Annotated in this window: 17 protein-coding genes and 1 pseudogene; 6 read left to right on the forward strand and 12 right to left on the reverse strand. The window is 73.3% G+C overall.

Features of this window, described 5'->3' with window-relative positions; all coding sequences use genetic code 11:
* Positions 1 to 564 precede the first annotated feature (564 nt).
* Positions 565 to 3,597: a non-ribosomal peptide synthetase gene (locus tag ACZ4Z1_RS08245; protein ID WP_468485764.1), complete on the forward strand. Its 3,033-nt coding sequence runs from the start codon at positions 565 to 567 to the stop codon at positions 3,595 to 3,597.
* Positions 3,598 to 3,603: 6 nt separating this feature from the next.
* Here the strand turns inward: ACZ4Z1_RS08245 and ACZ4Z1_RS08250 are convergent, their stop codons facing one another.
* Complete coding sequence (locus ACZ4Z1_RS08250) at positions 3,604 to 4,665, reverse strand: ATP-dependent DNA ligase (RefSeq protein ID WP_468485765.1); 1,062 nt, start codon at positions 4,663 to 4,665, stop codon at positions 3,604 to 3,606.
* 88 nt (positions 4,666 to 4,753) lie between these two features.
* Here ACZ4Z1_RS08250 and ligD point away from each other — a divergent pair, with 88 nt between their 5' ends.
* Positions 4,754 to 5,758 (forward strand): non-homologous end-joining DNA ligase, encoded by a 1,005-nt coding sequence (gene ligD, locus ACZ4Z1_RS08255; protein ID WP_468485766.1) that lies wholly within the window; start codon positions 4,754 to 4,756, stop codon positions 5,756 to 5,758.
* Between the two features lie 165 nt (positions 5,759 to 5,923).
* Positions 5,924 to 7,057 carry an FAD-dependent oxidoreductase gene (locus ACZ4Z1_RS08260; protein WP_468485767.1) on the forward strand — a complete coding sequence of 378 codons (1,134 nt, stop codon included), beginning with the start codon at positions 5,924 to 5,926 and terminating at the stop codon, positions 7,055 to 7,057.
* Positions 7,058 to 7,093: 36 nt separating this feature from the next.
* Here ACZ4Z1_RS08260 and ACZ4Z1_RS08265 read toward each other — a convergent pair whose 3' ends face one another.
* Together ACZ4Z1_RS08265 and ACZ4Z1_RS08270 are read right to left on the reverse strand one after the other, a co-directional pair.
* Positions 7,094 to 8,011 (reverse strand): hypothetical protein, encoded by a 918-nt coding sequence (locus ACZ4Z1_RS08265; protein ID WP_468485768.1) that lies wholly within the window; start codon positions 8,009 to 8,011, stop codon positions 7,094 to 7,096.
* Positions 8,011 to 8,592, reverse strand: a complete 582-nt coding sequence (locus ACZ4Z1_RS08270) for a SigE family RNA polymerase sigma factor (RefSeq protein ID WP_468485769.1) — start codon at positions 8,590 to 8,592, stop codon at positions 8,011 to 8,013. The genes ACZ4Z1_RS08265 and ACZ4Z1_RS08270 overlap by 1 nt, the downstream gene beginning before the upstream one ends.
* A gap of 295 nt (positions 8,593 to 8,887) precedes the next feature.
* On the opposite strand from ACZ4Z1_RS08270, the gene ACZ4Z1_RS08275 reads away from it, so the two are divergent.
* Complete coding sequence (locus ACZ4Z1_RS08275; protein ID WP_468485770.1) at positions 8,888 to 9,697, forward strand: GH12 family glycosyl hydrolase domain-containing protein; 810 nt, start codon at positions 8,888 to 8,890, stop codon at positions 9,695 to 9,697.
* A gap of 74 nt (positions 9,698 to 9,771) precedes the next feature.
* On the opposite strand, the gene ACZ4Z1_RS08280 is transcribed toward ACZ4Z1_RS08275, so the two are convergent.
* The 4 genes from ACZ4Z1_RS08280 to ACZ4Z1_RS08295 all read right to left on the reverse strand — a co-directional run bounded on the left by ACZ4Z1_RS08280 (position 9,772) and on the right by ACZ4Z1_RS08295 (position 13,271).
* A complete protein-coding gene (locus ACZ4Z1_RS08280) occupies positions 9,772 to 10,365 on the reverse strand; it encodes a hypothetical protein (RefSeq protein ID WP_468485771.1) in 594 nt (197 codons plus the stop codon).
* Positions 10,366 to 10,644: 279 nt separating this feature from the next.
* Positions 10,645 to 11,361 (reverse strand): HAD family hydrolase, encoded by a 717-nt coding sequence (locus tag ACZ4Z1_RS08285; RefSeq protein ID WP_468485772.1) that lies wholly within the window; start codon positions 11,359 to 11,361, stop codon positions 10,645 to 10,647.
* Positions 11,362 to 11,373: 12 nt separating this feature from the next.
* Positions 11,374 to 11,865: an Lrp/AsnC family transcriptional regulator gene (locus ACZ4Z1_RS08290; protein WP_468485773.1), complete on the reverse strand. Its 492-nt coding sequence runs from the start codon at positions 11,863 to 11,865 to the stop codon at positions 11,374 to 11,376.
* A gap of 113 nt (positions 11,866 to 11,978) precedes the next feature.
* Positions 11,979 to 13,271, reverse strand: coding sequence for a YeeE/YedE family protein (locus tag ACZ4Z1_RS08295; RefSeq protein ID WP_468485774.1), 1,293 nt, complete (start codon positions 13,269 to 13,271; stop codon positions 11,979 to 11,981).
* Between the two features lie 639 nt (positions 13,272 to 13,910).
* Here ACZ4Z1_RS08295 and ACZ4Z1_RS08300 point away from each other — a divergent pair.
* Positions 13,911 to 15,416: an FUSC family protein gene (locus tag ACZ4Z1_RS08300; protein WP_468485775.1), complete on the forward strand. Its 1,506-nt coding sequence runs from the start codon at positions 13,911 to 13,913 to the stop codon at positions 15,414 to 15,416.
* A 108-nt stretch (positions 15,417 to 15,524) separates the two neighbouring features.
* On the opposite strand, the pseudogene ACZ4Z1_RS08305 reads toward ACZ4Z1_RS08300, so the two are convergent.
* Positions 15,525 to 16,392, reverse strand: a pseudogene (locus tag ACZ4Z1_RS08305) (MFS transporter); the annotation flags it as partial.
* A 369-nt stretch (positions 16,393 to 16,761) separates the two neighbouring features.
* Between ACZ4Z1_RS08305 and ACZ4Z1_RS08310 the strand changes: the two are divergent.
* Complete coding sequence (locus tag ACZ4Z1_RS08310) at positions 16,762 to 17,805, forward strand: lactonase family protein (protein ID WP_468485776.1); 1,044 nt, start codon at positions 16,762 to 16,764, stop codon at positions 17,803 to 17,805.
* Between the two features lie 181 nt (positions 17,806 to 17,986).
* Here the strand turns inward: ACZ4Z1_RS08310 and ACZ4Z1_RS08315 are convergent, their stop codons facing one another.
* From ACZ4Z1_RS08315 to ACZ4Z1_RS08330, 4 genes are all read right to left on the reverse strand, one after another.
* The gene (locus tag ACZ4Z1_RS08315) at positions 17,987 to 18,856 is read right to left on the reverse strand and encodes a sirohydrochlorin chelatase (protein WP_468485777.1); all 870 of its coding nucleotides are present in this window, start codon (positions 18,854 to 18,856) and stop codon (positions 17,987 to 17,989) included.
* Positions 18,857 to 19,336: 480 nt separating this feature from the next.
* Positions 19,337 to 20,347: an N-acetylglucosamine kinase gene (locus ACZ4Z1_RS08320; RefSeq protein ID WP_468485778.1), complete on the reverse strand. Its 1,011-nt coding sequence runs from the start codon at positions 20,345 to 20,347 to the stop codon at positions 19,337 to 19,339.
* Positions 20,340 to 21,410 (reverse strand): LURP-one-related family protein, encoded by a 1,071-nt coding sequence (locus ACZ4Z1_RS08325; RefSeq protein WP_468485779.1) that lies wholly within the window; start codon positions 21,408 to 21,410, stop codon positions 20,340 to 20,342. Before ACZ4Z1_RS08325 ends, ACZ4Z1_RS08320 begins: the two co-directional genes overlap by 8 nt.
* Before the next feature lie 22 nt (positions 21,411 to 21,432).
* The gene (locus tag ACZ4Z1_RS08330) at positions 21,433 to 22,110 is read right to left on the reverse strand and encodes a uracil-DNA glycosylase (RefSeq protein WP_030019129.1); all 678 of its coding nucleotides are present in this window, start codon (positions 22,108 to 22,110) and stop codon (positions 21,433 to 21,435) included.
* Positions 22,111 to 22,201: the final 91 nt, after the last annotated feature.

A 22,201-nucleotide genomic window follows, 5' to 3' on the forward strand; every position in this document is an offset into this window, starting at 1 on the left:
GGGTGGCCCGGAGTTCGCTCATGCGCGCCGGAACGGCTCGACGTGGGCGGAAACCCGGGGTGAGGGGGTGATGCGGTGCTATTTCGTTCGCGGCGGTGCGGAGCGGGCGGAGCCATCGGACTTCCGTCGGGAAGTGCCGGTCACCCGGCAGGCCGGTACGGCCGGTACACCACCTCAAGTGGCCATGGTGCGCACTCGCTTTCCGGGCCGCAGGTCGTACGGCCCCGTGCACACGGCGCCTCCGATTCGGGCACCGTGCTGGACGCTTTGTAACCCGCAGATGATCGAACAGCGTTGCGGAGCGTGTCAATGGTCGTTTCTTCCCCGTTTGGCCGCGGCGCCGGTCCGGTCCGCGGGGCTGCGAGAGCCTGAACGGCCCGGTGACACGGCCCTGATGGAGTGTGGCGGGACCGGCTGTGGCGCCTCGGCGAACTGCGCGGAAATCTTGCGGGAAGCGCCGAAGTTCGAGCAGAAAGTTGCATATCCCAGTCGGTGTGAGGCAGATTGAGAGCGCTTCCAACGGCGGAGGTCGCCCTCGGCCGCAGTGCTGAAGAAAGCTGTCCGATGTCCGACGCCGCAGCAAGCCCGCACTCCCCGGTCCAGCCCCGCCGGGAACCCCGCCCCGCCTCGGCGGCGCAGAGCGGCATCTGGTTCAACGAACAGCTCGACGACTGCGGCGCCGTGCACCACGTGCCCTTCACCCTGCACTTCGACGGCGCGCTCGACACCGCCGCACTGCGCCGTGCCTGCGAGGCCGTCCTGCGCAGGCACCCCGCCCTCACCAGCGCCGTCGAGAACCGCGACGGCGTCCCCTTCCTCGTCCCGGCCCCGGCCCGGCCCGAGTTGGTGACCGAGCGCGCGGACGAGGACGCCACCCGGCAGCACATCCTGACGCCGTTCGACCTCGCCGAAGGCCCGCTGTGCCGCCTGGTCCTGCAGATCATCGGCCCCCGCGCGCACCGGCTGCTGGTGGTCGCCCACCACCTGGTCTTCGACGGGCACTCCATGGAGGTGTTCGCCGCCGACCTCGCCGCGCACTACGGGGCGGAGGCCGGTCACGGCACCTCCGTACCCCCGGATCCCGCGCCCGCCGAACCGGCTGCCGCCGAGGACGCGCGGATCGCCGCCGCACTGCCCGCGGCCCGCGACCACTGGGCCCGGCACCCGCTCGGCGACGACGACCTGGTGCTCCCCGGCCTGGACCGTCCCGCCCACGGGACGGGCCCCGGCGACTTTCTGGCCTTCCGCCTCCCCGAGGACCTGCGGGACCGGCTCGGCCCCCTCGCGGAACGGATCGGGGTGACCCGCTTCGAGGTGGTCGTCGCCTCCCTGCACGCCCTCCTCTTCCGCTACGGCAACGGCGCACCGGTCACCGCCCTCGACCTCGGCACCCGCACCCCGGAGCAGCGCGGTCACATCGGCGTCCACGTCAACGAGCTCCCCTTCGTCTCCGCTCCGGAACCCGGCCTGGCTTTCGCGGAGTTCGCCCGCGCGACCCGGGGCGGCCTGCGCGAGCTGTACCGCGTACGGGACGTGCCGCTCGGCCGCGTCGGCGCCGGCGTCAAGCCGGGGGTCGCCCTCGCGCCGGTCTCCCTGACGTACCGGCGCCCGGGGCCCGTCCCGGAGTTCCCCGGACTCACCGTCACGGCGGACTGGACGCCCTCCAATCACACCGCCCGCAACGCCCTGCGCATCGAACTGGTCGACGGGCCCGACGGTTTCGACGTCCTGCTCCAGTACCCGCCGCGGTCCCTGGCGCGCGAACACGCCGAGAGCGTGGCGCGGCACTGGCTGACTCTCCTCGGCCACACGGCCGTCCACCCGGACACACCGCTGGCCGGCCTGCCGCTCCTCGACGAGGCCGAACACGACCGGCTGCTGACCCGCGTCAACGACACGGCCGTGGCGTACCCGGCCCGGACCGTCCCCGAGATGATCGCGGAACAGGCCGCCCGCACCCCCGACGCCGTCGCCGTCGTCCACGCGGACCGCAGCCTGACGTACGCGGACCTGGACGCCGGCGCCGAACGCCTCGCCGCCCGCCTGCGGGACAAGGGCATCGGCGCGGGAGCGCTCGTCGCCGTACGGGCGAGCCGCTCCGAACGCCTCCTCGTAGGCATGCTCGGCGTCCTCAAGGCCGGCGCGGCCTACATACCCCTGGACGCGGAATACCCTGCCGAGCGCATCGAGTTCGTCCTCGCGGACGCCGACGCCGCGCACGAACTGGGCGACGCCGACCTCCTGGCCGACGACCTCGCGGCCGTGAACGGGCAGCAGACCCCCGACGCGCCGCGCCACCCGGCCCCCGCGCCCGGCGACCTCGCCTACGTCATCTACACCTCCGGCTCCACCGGCCGCCCCAAGGGCGTGCAGATCGAGCACCGCTCCCTCACGAACCTCCTGCTGTCCCTGCGCGACCTGCTCGGCTCCGGCCCCGGCCACCGCTGGCTGGCGCTGACCTCCGTCTCGTTCGACATCTCCGGTCTGGAACTCTTCCTCCCGCTGGTCACGGGCGGCACGGTGGTGGTGGCGGGCGCGAGCGACACCCGCGACGGCGCGGCGCTGACGGACCTGATCACCCGGCACGGCGTCACCCACGTCCAGGCCACCCCGACCGGCTGGGCGATGCTCCTCGACCACGGCTTCGACGCACCCGCCGTCACCGCGCTCGCCGGCGGCGAGGCCCTGCCGCCGGCGCTCGCGCAGCGGCTGCGCCCGCGCGTCGGCCGGCTCCTGAACGTCTACGGTCCGACCGAGACCACGATCTGGTCGACGTACGACGAGATCGGACCGGAAGCCGGTCAGGTGACGATCGGTCGCCCGCTGGCCAACACCCGCGTGTACGTGCTCGACGAGCGCCTGGCGCCCGTACCGGCGGGCCTGCCCGGCGACCTCTACATCGCCGGAGACGGGCTCGCTCGCGGCTACGTCCGTCGGCCGGAGCTGGACAGCGAGCGCTTCCCGCCCGATCCGTACGGCCCTCCGGGCAGCCGGATGTACCGCACCGGTGATCGGGCGCGCCACCGCGGCGACGGCCGCCTGGAGTTCCTCGGCCGGACCGACGACCAGATCAAGCTGCGCGGCTACCGGATCGAACTCGGCGAGATCGAGTCCCGGCTGCTCGCCCTGGACGGTGTGCACCGGGCCGCGGCCGCGGTACGGGACGGCCGGCTCGTCGGCTATCACGTCGGCGACGCGGACGCCGGACAGCTGCGGCGGGAACTGGCGGCGGCGCTCCCCCCGTACATGGTGCCGGAGGTCTTCGTCGCCCTCGACGCGCTGCCCACCACGCCGAACGGCAAGCTCGACCGGTCCGCGCTGCCCGCGCCGCCCGAGGACGTCACCGTAGAGCCGTCAGCGGCGGACAGCCCCCTGGAGGCGGTCCGGGAGATCTGGCGCGAGGTCTTCGGCCTCCCCGAACTCACCGATACCGACGACCTCTTCGACCTCGGTGGTCACTCCATCACCATGACCCAGATCTCGACCCGGATACTCGACCGGCTCGGAGTCGAGGTGCCGCTCTCCGCGTACTTCGACACGCCGACCGTCGAAGGCATCGCGGCCGTGGTCGCCGAGCTGCAGGAATACTGCGACTGAGGGGCATCACGCCCCGAGGACCTCCGACAGGTCGTAGCGGACCGGCTCGTCCAGTTGCGCGTAGGTGCACGACGCCGGTTCGCGGTCGGGGCGCCAGCGCCGGAACCGGGCGGTGTGCCGGAACCGGTCGCCCTGCATGTGGTCGTAGGCGACCTCCGCCACACGTTCCGGGCGCAGTGGAACCCAGGACAGGTCCTTCTTGCCCGTCCACCGGCTCGGTCCGCCGGGCAGCCGGCCCGCCGCCTGCGCCTCCTCGCTGGTCCACTCCTCCCAAGGATGGCCCGCGACGGACTCCATCCGCAGCGGTGCCAGCTCCTCCATCAGCTCCTGGCGCCGGCGCATCGGGAAGGAGGCGCAGACGCCGACGTGCTGGAGCCGGCCCCTGTCGTCGTACAGCCCCAGCAGCAGGGACCCCACGACCGGGCCGCTCTTGTGCGGGCGCAGGCCCGCCACGACACAGTCGGCGGTCCGCTCGTGCTTCGTCTTGACCATCACCCGCCGGCCCGGGCGGTACGGCATCCCGGGCGGCTTCGCGACGATTCCGTCCAGCCCGGCCCCCTCGAACTGCGCGAACCAGTCGCGGGCCACGTCGAGGTCGTCGGTGGCGGGCCCGGTGAACACCGGGTCGGCCGCGTCGCGCAGCGCCGTCGTCAGGGCGTCCCGGCGGTCCCGCTGCGGTACGGGCATCAGCGACTCGTCACCCAGGGCCAGCAGGTCGAACGCGACGAAGGACGCCGGGGTCACCTCCGCCAGGTGGCGTACCCGGGAGTCGGCGGGGTGAATGCGCTCCAGCAGGGCGTCGAAGTCCAGCCGCCCCTCCCGGGCGATGACGATCTCGCCGTCCAGCACGCACCGCGGCGGCAGCTCCGTCCGCAGGCCCTCGATCAGTTCGGGGAAGTAGCGGGTGAGCGGCTTGCCCGAGCGGCTGCCCAGCTCGATCTCGTCCCCGTCGCGGAAGACGACGGCCCGGAAGCCGTCCCACTTGGCCTCGTACTGTATGCCGGGCGGGATGTCCGGGGCGGCCTTGGCCAGCATCGGCTCCACCGGGGGCATCACGGGAAGATCCATGAGGGCGATTGTGCGGCGGGGCGCGCGGACCGGCGGCGGTACGCGCCGCTGACAGGCGGGGCCTGCCCGTACGGCCTAGCGTGGGTGCATGGCAGAGTCGCTGGAGCTGACCGCCGGCGGGCAGACGGTCCGGGTGTCCCACCCGGACAAGGTCTACTTCCCGCAGCGCGGCTTCACCAAGGCCGACGTCGTCCGCTACTACCAGAGCGTCGGCGACGGCATCCTGCGCGCCCTCAAGGACCGGCCCACCACTTTGGAGCGCTACCCCGACGGAGTGGAAGGCGAATCGTTCTTCCAGAAGCGGGCGCCGAAGAACCTCCCCGACTGGATCCCCACCGGCCGGATCACCTTCCCCAGCGGCCGGTACGCCGACGAGATCTGCCCCACCGAGCCCGCCGCCGTCCTGTGGGCGGCCAACCTCGGCTGTCTGACCTTCCACCCCTGGCCGGTCCGCCGGGGCGACACCGAGCACCCGGACGAACTGCGCATCGACCTCGACCCGCAGCCGGGCACCGGCTACGCGGACGCGGTACGGGCCGCCCTCGCCCTGCGGGACGTACTGGACGGCCTCGGCCTCACCGGCCGGCCCAAGACCTCCGGCGGCCGCGGCCTGCACGTCTTCGTGCCCATCGCGCCCGACTGGACCTTCACCCAGGTCCGGCGCTCGGCGATCGCGGTGGCCCGGGAGCTGGAACGGCGCGACCCGGAGCGGATCACCACCTCCTGGTGGAAGGAGGAGCGCGGCGCCAAGATCTTCGTGGACTACAACCAGACCGCCCGGGACCGCACCATCGCCAGCGCCTACTCCGTACGGCCCTTCCCGCACGCGCCGGTCTCCGCACCCCTGCGCTGGGAGGAGCTGGCCGACGCCGTACCGGAGGACTTCGACATCGGCACCATGCCGGCCCGCTTCGCCGAACTGGGCGACCTGCACGCCACCATGGACCGGTACCCGTGCCGCCTGGAGGCCGCGCTCGAACTCGCCGACCGCGACGAGCGCGAGCACGGGCTCGGAGACCTCCCGTACCCGCCGGAACACCCGAAGGTGAAGGGCGAACCGAAGCGGGTGCAGCCGAGCCGCGCCAAGAAGTGACGCGCACCGAGGTCCCGGCGGGGCCTTTCCGCGCCTGTTCTCCGTGTCGGCCACCTGTCGGCGACTGTCGGTCGGACGTCAGCGGCTCGTCGGCGTGGTCCGGCACGCTCGCAGTGATCCTGCCGGGCGCCCGTCCGGCAGGCGTGCGACAGGCAAGGAACCACCATGACCACTCACGTCACGATCATCGGCGCCGGCCTCGGCGGCCTCACGCTCGCCCGCGTCCTGCACGTCCACGGCATCCCGGCCACGGTCTACGAGGCGGAGCCCTCCCCGGCAGCTCGCGCGCAGGGCGGGATGCTCGACATACACGACTACAACGGTCAGCCGGCCCTTGAGGCGGCGGGCCTGACGGACGCGTTCCGCGGCCTCGTCCTGGAGGGCCGCCAGGCGATGCGCGTCCTCGACCGGGACGGGACCGTCCTGTACGACGAAGCCGACGACGGCACCGGTGGACGTCCCGAGGTAATGCGCGGCGAACTGCGCCGGACCCTGCTCGCCTCGCTCCCGGCCGACACCGTCCGGTGGGGGCGCAAGGCCAGCGGCGTCCGGGCCCTCGGCGAGGGGCGCCACGAGGTGACGTTCGCCGACGGCAGCACCGTCACCACCGGACTGCTGGTCGGCGCGGACGGCGCGTGGTCACGTGTGCGGCCGCTGCTCTCCGACGCCACGCCCGAGTACACCGGCAGGTCGTTCGTCGAGACCTACCTGTTCGACAGCGACACCCGGCACCCGGCCACCGCGAAAGCCGTCGGCGGCGGATCGTTCTTCGCGCCGGCGCCGGGCAAGGCGATCCAGGCGCACCGGGAGAGCGGCGACACCCTGCACGCCTACGTGGCGCTCACCGAGCCGCTGGACTGGTTCGCCGCCGTCGACTTCACCGATGCCGCCGCGGCCACCGCGCGGATCGCGCGGGAGTTCGACGGCTGGGCGCCGGAGCTGACCGCACTGATCACCGACAGTGACACCGCCCCGGCCCTGCGACCCCACTACGCCCTGCCGGTCGGGCACCGGTGGGACCGGGTGCCGGGGGTGACCCTGCTCGGCGACGCCGCGCACCTTTCCGCGCCGAACGGCGAAGGCGCCAACCTGGCCATGCTGGACGGCGCCGAACTCGCCGTGGCCCTCGCCGCCCACCCCGACGACATCGAGGCCGCGCTCACCGAGTACGAGCAGGCCATGTTCCTCCGCGGCGCCGAAGCGGTCACGGAAGGCACCCAGCTCCACGAGGTGCTCTACGGCGACAACGCGCCCCAGAGCTTGATCACCGCGTTCATGGAGAACAAGCAGATCCCGTGAGCCGCCGGCCGGGCGGGAGGGCCCTCCTTTCGGACGTCAGAAGGCCCCCCGCACCCGCAGTTCGCCACCCGGCGCCTCGGCCCTCGCCGCGTACGTGTCGTCCTTGGCGTCGCGGCCGCCCTCCGCGTGGTTGTACTGCCCCGCGAAGACATGCCGCCCGGCGGGCACGGTCCGGCCCGGTTTGAGCGTCCACCGGTAGACCAGTACGCCGTCACGGTCACCCACGGACACCGTGAAGTCGGCCGAGGGCAGCGTGCTCCAGTGGCCGGTGTCCGCCACGCCGGCGGTCCGGGCGATCCGCAGCTCCACGGTGAGCGCGGTCAGCGGCTGCCCGGTCTGGAGCGTGACGTTGCTCTGCGCCCAGTAGGCGTTGCTGTGCGGGTCCACGGAGCCGTCCGACCACAGCGGGCCGTCCTCGGTACGCGGTGGGCCGTCATCCGTGCCTCCGGACGGCGGACGCGCCCCGGAGGAGGCACCGGGCGTCGGGGACGCCGACGCACCGCCCGTGTCCCTGCCCCCATCGACCCCACCTGTTTCACCGGCTTCACCGGTGGCGCCACCGGTCCCGCCGGGCCGCTCCGTCCTCCCGGGCTCACCGGAGGGCGGTTCGGCCGGGGTGGCCGAGGCGCGGGGCGGGGGCGTGGGGGAGGCGGGCCGGTCCTCTCCCGGACCGGCGGGACCGACCGGGCGCGTCGTCACCTTCCCGGGGCCGGGCGACTGCACGACCGACGCCACCGCGTAACCACCGGCCACGAGCGCCCCCACCGTCGCGGCGGCCGCGAGGGCCACCCGCGGCCACGAGCGGCCCGGCGCGGCCCGGCGGCGGCGTGGCTCCGTACCGCTGTCGGCGGAGTCCGTCATGCCGCGCTCCACCCGCGCGAGAATCCGGGCCCGGTCCGGGCGGTGCGCCCGCGCCGCCCCACGCAACTGCTCGCGCACGTCGTCGTCCGCCATCACTTCCTCCTCCCCGCGAGGTCGTCCACGGCCCCCGCGCCCAGGTGCCGCTGGAGTTCCGCCATGCCCCGGGAGGTCTGGCTCTTGACCGTACCGACGGATATGCCCAGGGCGAGAGCGGTGTCCCGTTCCGACAGGTCGAACGCGTGCCGCAGCACGACGCACGCGCGTTTACGGAACGGCAGCCGCTCCAGCGCCTGCCGGACGTCCACGACGGCGGCCACGTCGGGGCCGTCCGACCGCTCGGAGCGCTGGGACCAGAACAGGGCGATACGGCGCCGCTCGCGCACGGTGCTGCGGATGCGGCCGCGGGCCATGTTGGCGACCACACCACGGGCGTAGGCCACCGGGTGCTCCGCGGCGCGTACGCGGTCCCACCGGTGCCACAGGGCGAGCAGCGCGTCCGCCGCGAGGTCGTCGGCGGCGTCCGTCTCGCCCGTGAGCAGGTGGGCGAGGCGGGCCAGTTCGGCGTGATGGCGCTCGAAGAAGGCGTGGAACTCCGCGGACGCGTCGTCGGTGCCGGGGGACGAGGCGGTGTCCGGGGAGGGACCGGTCCCCGGGCCACTGGGGGAGGCGCTCATGCTTCTCGGAGGGGCGGCGGACGAGATCATGCCAACCATTCGGGGTGCGGAGGCTGGGGCGGCCGGTGACCGGTGGGGGAGGGAAGGCTGACCACGGGGCGGGCTCTCTCGGTCGGGAACACTCTGTCAGCCCCTCAGTTGCCGCCGGTCGAGGGAAGGTTGCCGACGACTGCCACGAGTTTCTGCGAGGTGGCCAGGTGGGCTGAAGGCCGGGTCCGTAACTGGCCGGGAGGAGCAACCAATGAGCCCGCGGCGGCAACCAGGAGGCACTGTCCCCGAACCGAGAGGCCGCCCCATGCCGACCCCTGGCCGTCACCGCTCCTCCCGCAAGCGCTTCCTCGTCGCGCTGCTCGCCGCCGCCACACTCGGAGGCGGAACCTTCCTCGCCCTCGACACCACCGCCGGCTCCGCACGGGCCGCGGACGGCTGCGCGCCGAACACGTCCACGCCCATGGGCAAGTACTGGCTCAACAACAACACCTGGGGAGCGGACACCGGTTCCGGGTGGAGCTGCACGTGGGCCACGTACCAGTCCGGCAACACCATCGGCTGGGGCACCACGTACGACTGGTCGGGCGCTCCCGGATCGGTGAAGTCGTACGCGAGCAGCGTGCTCGGCTGGCACTGGGGCTGGAAGTCCGACGCCACCGGCCTGCCCGTGCGGGTCTCCGCGAAGAAGCCGATCCGCGCGAAGTGGTCCTACCAGGTGAAGGCGGCCAGGCCGGGCGCGTACAACGTCGCCTACGACCTGTGGCTGCACGACCGGCCGGACACCGACTGGCAGAGCCGCCCCAAGCACGAGGTCATGGTCTGGCTCGCCAAGGGCGGTGACGCCGCGCCGCTGGGCACCCGGCAGCAGCGGGTGAAGATCGCCGGTGCCTACTGGGACCTGTACGTCGGCAGGACCGGCTGGAACGTGTACTCCTTCGTCCGCGTCGGCGACACCACGACGTCCGACCTCGACCTCGACGACTTCCTCCAGGCCCTCGTACGCCGGGGCGCGGTGGCGCCGAGCGACTACGTCAGCGGCGTGGAGGCCGGTACGGAAGCCTTCACCGGCAAGGCGCAGCTGGACACCACGGCGTACTCGGTCGACGTCGGCTGAGGCGGGCGGAGCGGCGGCAGGGCTTCCCACGGGCGGATCGCGTGGGAAGCCCTGCGCCTACGGAGTGTTCGGAGTTACGTGCACGCCGTCCCCGCTCGCACGGGGGAGGCGGGCGAGCGGCGATCGGCGAACGGCAGCCGCTCCACCGGATAAGCCTTCGGGTATTTGCGGTTGATGAGGTCCAGATTGTTCGCGAGCCGCACGTCCGCCGTGACGAGGGGCAGGCTGAGCATCTTGGTCTGGCCGACCACCTGCGTGTCCTTGGCTTCGAGGTTCTGCCCTGTCTCGGCGGCCCGGGCCCGCAGTTGGGTGAGGACCGGCTTGCTCGCGTACGTGGCGCTCTTCTTTCCCGTCCGCTTGTCCAGGAAGGTGTTGAGCCAGGCGCGCTCGTGTTTGCCGCCCGCGCCGAATTCCTTGTACACCTGCGGCACGATGCAGGGTCTGCGCTTTCCCATGGTGGCGTCCAGCCTTTGCAGGTACGCCGTGGAACGCTTCGCGTGGATCAGGACGCCGGTGTCCAGGGAGACGTACTCCTTCGGTGCCCGGGGGGAGGTGCGGGACCGCTCGGAGGGCGTGGCGGCGGGCGCGTCCGCCACGGACACCGCCGTCGCTGTCACCGCCAGGCAGACGGCTATCAGGGATTTCGTCACGGGCTTGGTCTGACGCATGCTTTCCTACCTGCTTTCCCGCCTCGCGTCGAGGCGCGTTCTTCCGGTTGTGGCGCGGGTGGCAGGAAAGGGGTGCCCGGCCGGAAAGCGCTGAGCGTGAGCCGGCGGTGATGTCGCACGAAACGGTGAATGCGGCGCGGGGTGCGCAAGCCGCTGCCAGGCGTTTCCGAACGGGCGCCGGGCCGGTTCGCCGGCTCCTCAGGGGCGGCGTTCCGGAATCGGCGGCACTGCTGCACATGGCGGAGCGCACGCACCGTGACCTTTTGGGCAGCAGGGCGTCTAACGGTCCGCCCGGCCCCCGTTCCCGCCCTCCGTGACCCACCGGTACGCGGCCTCCGCCGTGAATTCCTTCTGGCCGCCCGCAAAGAACAGCCCGGCGCTGCCGAACGCCGGGTCCGTCACCGTCTCCGGCACGTACGGGATCGCCACGCACCGCATCCCCGCCCGGCGGGCCGCCTCCGCGCCGGGCGGCGCGTCCTCCAGCACCACGCACGTCTCGGGTGCCGCGCCCAGCCTGCGTGCCGCCTCCAGGAAGACGTCGGGCGCGGGCTTGCCGTGCGCGACCTCCTCGGCCGAGACCAGGACGGTCAGCTGCGCGTCCAGGCCGGTGGCCGCGAGCACCGTCTCGATCGCGGACCGCGAGGAGCCGGAAGCCACCGCCAGCGGATGCCCGGCCGCGTGCAGCAGCTCCACGAATGTCCGCATCTCGGGGAAGACCTCGGTGTGCGCCCGCGCCAGTTCCAGGTAGGCGCGGTTCTTGCCGGCCAGCAGCTCGTCGAGGGGCGCGTCGATGCCGTACTCCCGCTTGAGGATGTCCAGCGTCTCGCGGGTGCCGATGCCGATGAAGCGTGTGTGGTGCTCCCAGGTGAAGCCGGTGACGCCGTACCGGGCGAGCGCCCTGCGTCCCGCCTCGTAGTAGTTCGGCTCGCTGTCCACGAGCGTGCCGTCGAGGTCGAAGATGACGGGAGCGGGGGAAGCGCTGGTGGAAATGGTCATGGACTCAGCATGTCAAGGCGCTTGCCGGCGCGGTCCGGCGGCACCGCCCACCGCTTCGACCAGCGGCAGCATCCGGTGCGGCACCCGTTCCCGCAGGGCCACCTCCGTCCGCGTGCGGACCACGCCCGACATCTTGATCAGCCGCTGGATCACGTCCTCCAGGTGGGCCGCGTCCCGCGCGACCACCCGCGTCAGCAGGTCACCGCCGCCGGTCGTCGAGAACGCCTCGATGATCTCCGGCACCTCGGCCAGTTCGTCGGCGACGTCCTCCAGATGCCCCTGGGTGACCTCGATGTGCACGAAAGCGAGTACGGGATGGCCGAGCGCGGCGGGCGACAGGCGCGGCCCGTACGCGGTGATCACCCCGTCCCGCTCCAGCCGGTCCAGACGCGCCTGGACGGTGCCCCGGGCGATGCCGAGGATACGGGCGTACTCCCGCACGCTGGTGCGCGGCTGCTCCAGCAGCAGCCGCAGGATCTTCGCGTCGAGCGTGTCCACGGCCATGGGCCAACGGCCTCCTCAGGAGCAGTGCGGGGCCCGACGACTGTACCAACGGCTCAGCCGCCGGAGCATGCGGTGGTCAAACCGCCGCCGGGAGGCGCCCCGTCCGCCGCCCGTCAGCAGACCCCGTCACCGGGCTTCGGGTTGGCCAGCCGGAAGACGGGCCGCAGCTTCAGGCCGGCCCAGGTGCCGAGCAGTGCCGTCGCGCCCCAGATCCAGCCGTGCAGGCTGCCGGAGGCGATGCCGGCGAGGTAGGCACCGATGTTGCAGCCGCCGGCCAGCCGGGCGCCGATGCCCATCAGGACGCCGCCCGCGACCGCCGCGACCGCGGTACGCCACGGAGTGCCCCGGTGCAGGGCCCAGGTGCCGCCGAGTGCGGCGGCGATCCCCGCGCCGATCATGATGCCGATGTCGGTCAGGCTGGTCCTGTCGGCCAGCACCGGGCCGGACAGCGCCTGCGCGTTCGCGGGCTTCTGCCAGTACGACCAGGTCTCCGGGTGCCCGCCGAACGCGCTCACCAGCTTCGCGCCCCACAGGCTGAACGCGCTGGTCACACCCCACGCCCCGCCGGACACGAGCAGCACGCCGCCGCCCAGCGCCGCCAGCACCGCCGCGCCGGCGGCCAGCGGCCACGAACCGCGCAGGACCCGGGCGGCCGCGGACTTCGCCGACGGCACCGGGCCGGTCGGCGGCGGGTTGCGGCGCGCCTGGACCGCGCGGCTGATCACCACGACGACGGCCAGCGCCAGGATCGTGACGGCCCACGACCCGAACCAGCCGATGTGGTCGGCGAACACCACCGGCTCGTACGCCGGAAGGTCCTTCCACAGGTCGAACTGCCAGGCGGCCAGCGTGGAACCGGCGATGAAGCCGCCCAGTGTCAGCACGATGGAGGTCTGCCCCGAACCCACCGCGAACAGCGTGCCGGAGGCGCAGGCGCCACCCAGCTGCATCCCGACGGCGAACACGAACGAGCCGAGGAGCAGCCCCACGCCGAGCGGCCCGCCCGAGGGCTCGGGCGCCGAGCCGAACAGTCCGGTGCCGGTGCCGATGACCAGGGCGAACAGGGTGGCCGTCGTGCCCAGCAGGAGCGCGTGGGCGCGCAGCCCGGTCCCGTTCCCCACCGCGACCAGCTGCCGCCACGCCGAGGTGAACCCGAACCGCGAGTGGAACAGGGCCACCCCCAGTCCGAGCCCGAGCAGCAGCAGGACGCCGGGCTTCGCGCCGTACGAGGCGAAGACGTGGCCCGCCAGTGCCACGGCGATCAGCAGGCCGACGGCGAGCGGCAGCCGGCGTACGGGCGGGGCCGGGGGAGCGGCGGGCCGGGGCCGGGAGGTGGGGGAGGGGACGAGCAGGGCCGTGGAGGGGCGGGCGGCTCCGACGAGCGGATCAGGGGGTGCTGTGGTCACAGCGGGCTCCGGGAGGTGAGCGGTGAGCGGTGAACGGCGGGCTGAGCGCGGAACGGGGCGGCGCGGCACATGGCGGTGCCCGGGGCGCGGGAGGCGCACGTCACCCCGGGAACGCCGGGGCTCAGGGGCGGGAAGCGGTGATCACGGACGTCGGCGCCTGCGGTACGGCGCCGACGGCAGGCTTCAGCGGGGACAGAGCCCGTCGTCGACGCACCAGGCCGAGTTCGCGAAGAGCGCGAGACAGAGGAGGCGGGCGGGTGCGGACATGGCGTCGAGGGTAATGCGTGGGAGCTGCACGTGGTTGCGGTGTTCCGGCATCCGGACAGGTGGATGAGACGTGGGCGCGGAAGCGGGGCGAAACGAGCAGACGGGCGGCCTTCCGCGCCAATGGCCACCTCCTGGCACAGCGGTCAGCGGCCGTGCTGTACCAATGGCACAGAATTCTGCGGCTCTGTTGAGCCAACAGTAGTGTTGATGTTGTCATAGGCGGGTCGATGGCGCTGCGGATTCCCGCGGCGCCTTTTTGATGCGGAGACGCAGCGCCGCACCGCGGAGCTGCGCCGCAGAGCCGAAGCGCGGCGTCGCGGCGCGGAGCTGGACGCAGCGAACGACAGAGCTGACCGCAAAGGGGTGGAAACCGTGTTGAAGAGGGTGTTCGTGGCGCCGGACCCGGGGCGGCTGCGGCTGCGCAGCGCCGCGCGGGCCGTCGTGGGCGTCGGGCTGGCGGTGGCCGTGTGCGCCGTCGCGGGCCACTCGCTGGTCGGTGCCGTGGTGGGCGGGGTCGCCGCGCTGCTCGCCCTCTTCACCGTCGCGGACACGACGGTCCGCGGCCAGCTGGTCTCCACCGCCCTGCTGCCGCTGGTCGGCTTCCCGGTGCTCGCCGCGGCGGCGGTGCTGCACGACTACCCGCTGGTACGGGACACGGCCTTCCTCGCCACCGTCGGCGTGGGCGTCTACGCCCGCCGGTGGGGCCCGCGCGGCAACGCCCTCGGCATCTTCGCGTTCATGTCCTTCTTCGAGGCGCAGTTCCTGCGCACGGTGCCCGAGCAGCTGCCGGAGCTGTACGCCGCCACCGCGCTCGCACTCCTCGCCTGCTCGGCCGTCCGCTTCGGACTGTGGTGCTACGAACGCCGTACGCCGCCGCCGGCCGTGCCCGTCCTGCCCGGCGGCAAGGGGCTCGCCCGTGCGACGACCCGCCAGGCGCTCCAGGCGACCGCCGGCGGGGCCATCGCCCTCGCCGCAGGCCAGCTGCTCTCCCACGAACGCTGGTACTGGGCCGTCGGCGCCATGTGGTGGATCTTCGTCAACACCGCATCGCGCGGCGAGACCGTGGTCCGCGGCTTCCGCCGGATGCTCGGCACGCTCCTCGGCATCCCGGCCGGCCTGCTGATCGCCGTACCGCTGCACGGAGCCCTGGCGCCCACGGCCGTCCTCATCGCGGTCTGCGTCTTCTCGATTTTCTACGCGTCGCCGGTCTCGTACACCTGGAACATGCTCGCGGTGACCCTGATGGTCGGCCTGTTGTACGGACTGCTGGGCGTCCTCGACCCGGGGCTGCTCGCGCTGCGCCTGGCGGAGACCGGCGTCGGCGCGCTCAGCGCGGTGCTGGCCGTCCTGGTGGTGCTGCCCGTCACCACGCACGCCACGACGGACGCCTGGATCCAGCGCGCCCTGCGCTGCGTGCACCACTGCACCGCCGAGGCCGCGGCACGCATCGCGGGTGCGGAGAGCGCCGACCCGGCCCCGCTCGTCGCCGAGCTGGAGGTGCTGCTCCGCCGGGTACGGCTGTCCCTCGCCCCGCTGGTGCACCCGCTGGCCCCGATGCGGGCCCGCAAGGAACGGGCCCGGCAGGTGCTGGCGCTGCTGGACGACTGCGCCCGCGAGGTCCGCGGGCTGGCGTCCATCGCCGCCGACCCGGTGGCGTCCCACGACGCCCGGCTGACCGCCGCCTGCCAGCGCGTGGAGGCAGCCGTGGAAGCGCTCACCACGCCGCACCAGTCCCGCGAGTTCACAGCCGCCACGGCCGCCACCTCGCACGCGCCCCTGGAGCCTGCGCTCGCCCACCTCCACGGTCTGGAGCGCGCACTGGCCGAGCTGGCCGCGCCGCTGCGCAGTTCCCCGCGCTCACCGCTGGCCGACGCCTGACGGAGAAGCGCCCGTACAGAGCCCGCACGTCGCCCGAACCGCGCCGGTCCGCCGCCGCGGACTGATCCTGCCGGGACCGGTCGCCTTCCAGGCTGCCGGTCTCGCTCGTCAAGACCGCCGTCTCACCTGGGCGATCACCGCGTTCGCCGCCGCGAGCAGCGCGGTCGCGCCGCCGGCCACCAGAGCCACCGAGGGCGACGTACGGTCCACGACGGCACCGCCGGTCGGCGCGCCGACGGAGATGGCCGCCTGGAACGAGGCGGTGAAGAGCACCGACGCCGCCTCCGGGGCGTGCGGGGCCGCCCGGACGAACCAGGTCTGCGAGGCGACCGGCACGGCCCCGTACGCGGCGCCCCAGACGATCAGCAGGACGACCGCCCCGGCCTCCCACCGGCCCGGCACCGGCAGGAGCAGGGTCGCGCCCGCCAGCGGGGCCGCGGCGGCCCCGAACGTGGCACGGGGATGCCGCGCGCCCTGTCCGCCGGCCAGGAAATTGCCCGCGATCCCGGCCGCGCCGTACATGAGCAGAAAGACCGTGACGGTTTCCGGCCCCACTCACGTGACCTGTTCGAGGAATGGCGTCACAAGGTGTACGTCCCGAAGTGCGCCGGCACCACGAGAAACGTCATCAGCAACGCGAAACGGGCGGTGGTACTCCGGAACATGGCGGCCAGGACGGTCGGACGGGTGACGTGCACGACCGGAAGCGGCGGCGCCACCAGCGACAGGGCGGCGAACACCCCGAGCGACAGGGCGGCCATGACGAAGAATGCCGTACGCCAGCCCGCGAGATTTCGAGGAACGTACCGGCGGGCACACCGAATACGGAACCGAGCGGAACCGCCGCGAAAATGACCGCCGTCGCCTTCGCGGCCGATTCCTCTCGTACGAGGCGTTCCGCCAGGCCCGCCCCGACCGACCGGAACCCGCCGACGGTGACACCGACCAGCACCCGCGACACCAGCATGAGCCCATAGGCCAGGGGAGGCCGGGATGGGCTGAACAGGGCAGGGGCGTTGGTGGCGGGAACTTCCGCCGGCGCGGCGGGCGCCGTGCATTCGGCGTCGGTGGATGGGGACATGTGCGGGGCCATATGTGGACACGTATTCCGCCCTGCCTTTCGGCCTTGGTGCGCTGCGCGTGGTGCGCACGAGTCCAGCAGCCGCCACCGGAGAGGGCCGGCAGCATTCCGACACGGAAGTGGCGGCCGAGGAAGCTGTCGCATTCCTGTGAACCCGGTTCCGGGCGGGCCCGCGCCCGGCGGCAGGCTCCCGTCGGCCTGTTAGCGTCAGCGCGTACAACTCCGTACGGCACACAGGGCGGACGAAGGGCAGGCGGGACGCCGATGAGGACGACAGGCAGCGGACGGCGGGCGTACATCGGGTCGTTCACGTCGGCAGGCGGGCGCGGCATCGTCACGGCGGCGGCCGACCCGGAGACGGGCGCCCTGACTCCGCTGCACGCCACGGCCGAGGTGTCCGACCCGAGCCACCTCGCCCCCACGCCCGACGGACGCCACCTGTACGCGGTGAGCGAGACGTCCGACGGCGCGGCGGCAGCCTTCACCCTCACGGAGAACGGTCCGGTCCCGCTCGGCGCCCCCGTACCGGTGCGGGGCGCCGCCCCCACCCACCTCACCCTCTGGGCCGGACACCTTCTGACCGCCAACTACACCTCCGGCAGCGTCAGCGCGCTGCGCGTACGGTCCGACGGCAGCCTCGCGGAGCCCGCCGCCGTGCTCCGGCACGAGGGCCGCGGCCCGCACCCCGACCGCCAGGAAGGCCCGCACGCGCACGGTGTGCTGCCCGACCCCTCCGGCGGTTGGCTGCTCAGCGTCGATCTGGGCACCGACTCCGTACGCATCTGCGAACTCGACCCGGCGAGTGGGGAACTCGCCGTACGCCACGAGGTACGGCTGCGTCCCGGCAGCGGGCCCCGGCACCTCGCCTTCCACCCGCGCGGCGGCCACGCGTACGTCATCAACGAACTGTCCTCCACGGTCACGCCGTGCCGCTGGGACGCCACCACCGGCACTCTCACGCCACTGACCGAGACGGCGATCCTCCCCCCGGACGCGGGCGAGAACCACCCCTCCGAACTGGTCGTCTCACCCGACGGACGCTTCGCCTGGGCGGCGAACCGGGGCCACGACAGCATCTCGGTCCTGGCCCTCGACCCGTCGGGGGAGAGCTTTTCCCTGGTCACCACCGTGCCGTGCGGCGGGCACTGGCCGCGCGACCTGGCACTGCACCCGGACGGCCGGCACCTCTACGCCGCCAACGAGCGCTCCGGGGACGTGGCCTGGTTCTCCGTCGACACCACGACCGGGGTGCCGGAAGCCGGCGGCTCGATCGAGGTTCCGGCCGCTTCTTGCGTGGTGTTCGCCTGACCGGCCCGGTGGGACCCGGCTGCCGCACACCGCAGGCCGCACACCGTGTGCTGCGTGCCGTCAGGCGTGTGCCTCGCCGCCGTCCGCCGTACGGAAAGGCCGAAGGGCCGCTCCCGGCGCGGGGAGCGGCCCTTTCACGAAGGTGACGACGGCGACGGCACCGCCGGACGTGCGGACAGGGTCACCGCACCGGCGCGTGCTGCCCCGCCGACTGCAGCGTGATGCCCAGCGCCGACGCGTAGTTCGACAGCACCAGGCGGCCGACCGTGCCGTACGCGCCCAGCGGCTCCGCCGCCGCGCAGCCCGCTTCCGCTGCCGCCGCCCCCACCAGGCCGTCGGCGATCTCGGGGCCGATCAGGTACGGAGCCAGCGCCAGCTGCTGCGAGCCCGAGGAACGCAGCTCCTCGGCCGTACGGGCGATGGCGCCCTCCTCGTCCAGCGCGGCGGCCATCACCGGCACGGCCAGGCGGGCGGAGAGCAGCATGCCGGTGATTCCGGCGGCCTGTACCGCCTCCTCGCCGCCGACGGTGGCGAGGACGATGCCGTCGGCGGCCGTCGCGACCGTGAACAGGCGCGCCCGGTCGGCACGCGCCAGCCCGGCCTCGGAGAGGCGTACGTGCAGGGCCTCGGCGAGCAGCGGGTGCGGGCCGAGCACATCGGTCAGCTCGGCGGCCGAACCGCTGTTCATGATGGCCTGGCGTATCCGGCGGAGCAGCGCGCTGTCCGGGCCGGCCAGCAGCGGCACGACCACCGCGGGCGGACCCTGCTGCTCGGGCTGCGAACCGTCACCCGTACGCGCCTTGTCTTCGCGGGCGGCCTGGGCGAGCACGGCCTCCAGCGCCGGGTACTCCGCGTCGTCGCCGTCCACGTAGCCGATCCGGGCGTCGAGGCCGGGCAGCTCGGAACGGGCGATGCTGGTCACCTCGGCCGCCAGGCCGCGCGCTGCGGCACAGGGGGTGCCGGGCACGGCGAGGACCAGGGCGGGCGCGCCCTCGGGCGCGGCGACGGGTTCCGGTCGGCGGTGCCGACCGGACTGCCGGGGACGCGGCATTCGTACAGGCAGGCCGGATGCGGCGCCCGGGCTCGAAGAAACTTCGTCAAAACGGGGCGAGCCGGGTGCGGGCCCAGTGGGGGAACTCATGGCGTCGCATGTTAACGCCTCAGGGGTGCCCCGCGCGGCGGGAGGGTTCGCTCGGGAGGTATCCGTCCCGAATTGTCCCGCGCGCCGTATGGGCAGGTCAGAGCCCGAATCGAGCGTCGGTACGAGCCTGCCGGAGCCCCCGGGGCGGGGGCCGGGCCCTTCGGTGCCCCGGGGCGTCAGGGCCCGTCGTCCCGTGGCCGCCCGAAGTGGCGCCGGAGCGATTCATCGGGCATCCGCGACGACTTACGGAATTTACGGGCATACGGCTATACGGCATACGGCTATACGTCTTTACGGCTGTCACGGCGCCCGTCGGCGCCCGCGCCGCACAACGCCACGCCGTGCCGCGCGCACCGCGCCATGCCGCACCGCGCCATGCCGCACCGCGCCCTACCGCGTCACCCGCAGCAACCTCTCGTCCGCGGGCAGCAGCAGCCGGTCGGTGGCCAGCGCCGCGGCGACGCGCAGCGCCCCGCCCAGGGGGTCGCCCTCCGCCTCGACCCGACGGGCGTGCGGCAGCAGCTCGTCGAACGCGGTGCGCAGCGGGGCCAGCAGGGGCTCGCCCAGGTGCAGGAGGCCGCCGGTGAAGGCCACCACGCTGCCTGCCGCTGTGGGGCAGACGGCCGCTGCCGCCTCCGCCAGGTGCCGCGCGGCCCCGGTCAGGATCGCCGCCGCCACGGGGTCGCGTCCGGCGCACGCTGCGACCTCGGGCGCGAACGACGCCAGTACGGCAGTCCGGTCGGCGCGTGGGTAGAGCAGGCCGGGCAGTTCGCCCGCCGGGCCGAACAGCGCCTCCATACGGGCCAGCAAGACGGCCGACCCGCCCCTCCGGCCGTCGTGGGCGCGCAGCGCCGCCTCAAGTCCCGCCCTGCCGATCCAGGCGCCGCTGCCGCAGTCGCCCAGCAGGTGCCCCCAGCCGTCGGCGCGCCGCCAGCCGCCGGTGGGGCTGAGGTCCGTGCCCATCGCCATGACACCGGTACCGGCGGCGACGACGGCGCCCGGCTGCTGGCCGAGCGCCCCGGCGTACGCGGTCACGGCATCGGCGGCCAGCGCGAGCCGCCGTACGCCGAACGCCTCCGCCAGCGCCCCGGGCAGCTCGGCGCGCAGCTCCGTGCCGAGCGTCGCCATGCCCGCGGCGCCGACGCACACGGCGTCGAACCGCCGGGCGCCGGTGTCCCGCATCAGATCCTGCGCGGCCGGCACCAGCTGTTTGAGCAGCTGGTGGGCGTCCATCCCGTTCGGTCCGGTGCCGATCGGCTCCTGAGAGGTGTATGAGGCGAGCGGCCGCGCCTTGCTCTCGTCCGCGCGGGCGACGGCGATCCGCAGGCCGGAGCCGCCCGAGTCCACGCCGAGGACATGGCCGGACGCCGGGCCCGCCGCACCGCCCCTGATCTCAGCCAAACCCGCGCGCGTCCTGCTTGAGGGCGGTGTCCACGGTCAGCGCCGTGGCGACGACCAGGCTCCGCAGCGGCTCGGGAAGCTGGGAGTGGATCTGCAGGACGTAGTTGTCCGCGGTGGTGAACATCGTCTTGGCCAGGCCCTCCCAGGTCTTGGTGATCCGGGCGACCTCGTTGTCGGTGTGGTCGACGATCGCGAAGTTCCAGGCGCGCCAGTTCTCCGCCTTGATGGCGCCGATCTGCTGCCCGCCCGCCATCATCGCGAAGTTGATCTTGCCGATGGCGTTCTGCTGCACGATCTCGCCGACCGGCTGTCCGTCGGGCCGCTCCACCAGCACCTTCGACTTGATGAACTTCGCGGGGCGGGTCAGCGCCAGCTGCGGCTGCCCGTAGGCGTCCCGGATCTCCAGCCGGTGGGTCATGTACTGGTCGAGGCTGGAGACGATCCGCAGCACCTTCTTCGCGGTGCTCTGGCCGACCTGGACGACCGTGCCGAGGGTGTTGCCGTGCTGGTCGAAGACGCTGTACTCGTTCGTCACCTCGATCAGCTTGGCCTTCTGGTTCACCACCAGGACCGGCTCGGTGAACAGCGTCCCGCCGCCCTGTGCGGTGGGAGCGACACCGGCCTGCTGCTGCACCTGGTACTGCACCTGTCCCGGGTTGCCGCCCGGCTGCCCGTACCCGGCCTGCTGCCCTGCCGGCACCGGCTGGCCGGCCTGCGGCGCGTACTGCTGCGGCATCGGCTGCCCGCCGGCACCCTGCTGCTGGGGCGCGTATCCCTGCCCGGGACCCTGCCCCGGCCCCGGCTGGCCGTACGACTGCCCACCCTGCTGCTGAAGGCCGCTCTGCTGTCCGGCCTTCACGTACGACGGCTGCTGCTGCGCTTGCTGCTGCTGGGCCTGCTGCGGCATTTGCTGGGCCGCCTGCTGCGGGGCCGGTGTCTGCGCCTGGGTCTGCCGGCCCGCGTGCGTGTGCTCGGTCCACCGGGTTCCGTCCCACCAGCGCAGCCGGTCGGGCGTGCCCTGCGGGTCGGCGTACCAGCCCGCAGGGATGTTCGCGTTCGTCATGCGGGCACACTATCCCGCAGGGTCAGGGCAGTCTCCAGTCCACCGGCTGAGCACCCTGGCGCACCAGCAGGTCGTTGGTCCGGCTGAACGGGCGCGAGCCGAAGAATCCCCGGTCGGCCGACATGGGGGAGGGGTGCGCCGACTCCACCGACGGCAGGTCACCGAGCAGCGGCCGCAGATTGCGCGCGTCGCGGCCCCACAGCACCGAGACCATCGGGCGGCCCCGCGCGACCAGTGCCCGGATGGCCTGCTCGGTGACCTCCTCCCAGCCCTTGCCCCGGTGCGCCGCCGGTTTGCGCGGCGCCGTGGTCAGCGCCCTGTTGAGCAGCAGAACACCCTGCCGCGTCCACGGCGTGAGATCACCGTTGGACGGCCGCGGCAGGCCGAGGTCCGAGGCCATCTCCCGGTAGATGTTCTCCAGGCTCCCCGGCAGCGGGCGGACGTCCGGCGCGACGGAGAAACTCAGCCCCACCGCGTGCCCGGGAGTCGGATAGGGGTCCTGCCCGACGATGAGCACCCGGACGTCGTCGAAGGGCTGTTGGAAGGCGCGCAGCACATTGCTGCCCGCCGGGAGGTAGGTACGCCCCGCGGCGATCTCCGCCCGCAGGAACTCGCCCATCCTGGCGATCTGTCCGGCGACCGGCTCAAGTGCCTTGGCCCAGCCCGGTTCGACGATTTCATGAAGAGGTCGTGCAGCCACGCCTGTCACCCTACTGGCCGCAGGGTGATCCTCTTCAACCGATGGCCTGATCCACTCCCCGGTGCAACCGCTCGTGCACCCCCTTTCCGAT

The sequence above is a fragment of the Streptomyces sp. NPDC030165 genome, assembly GCF_055573595.1.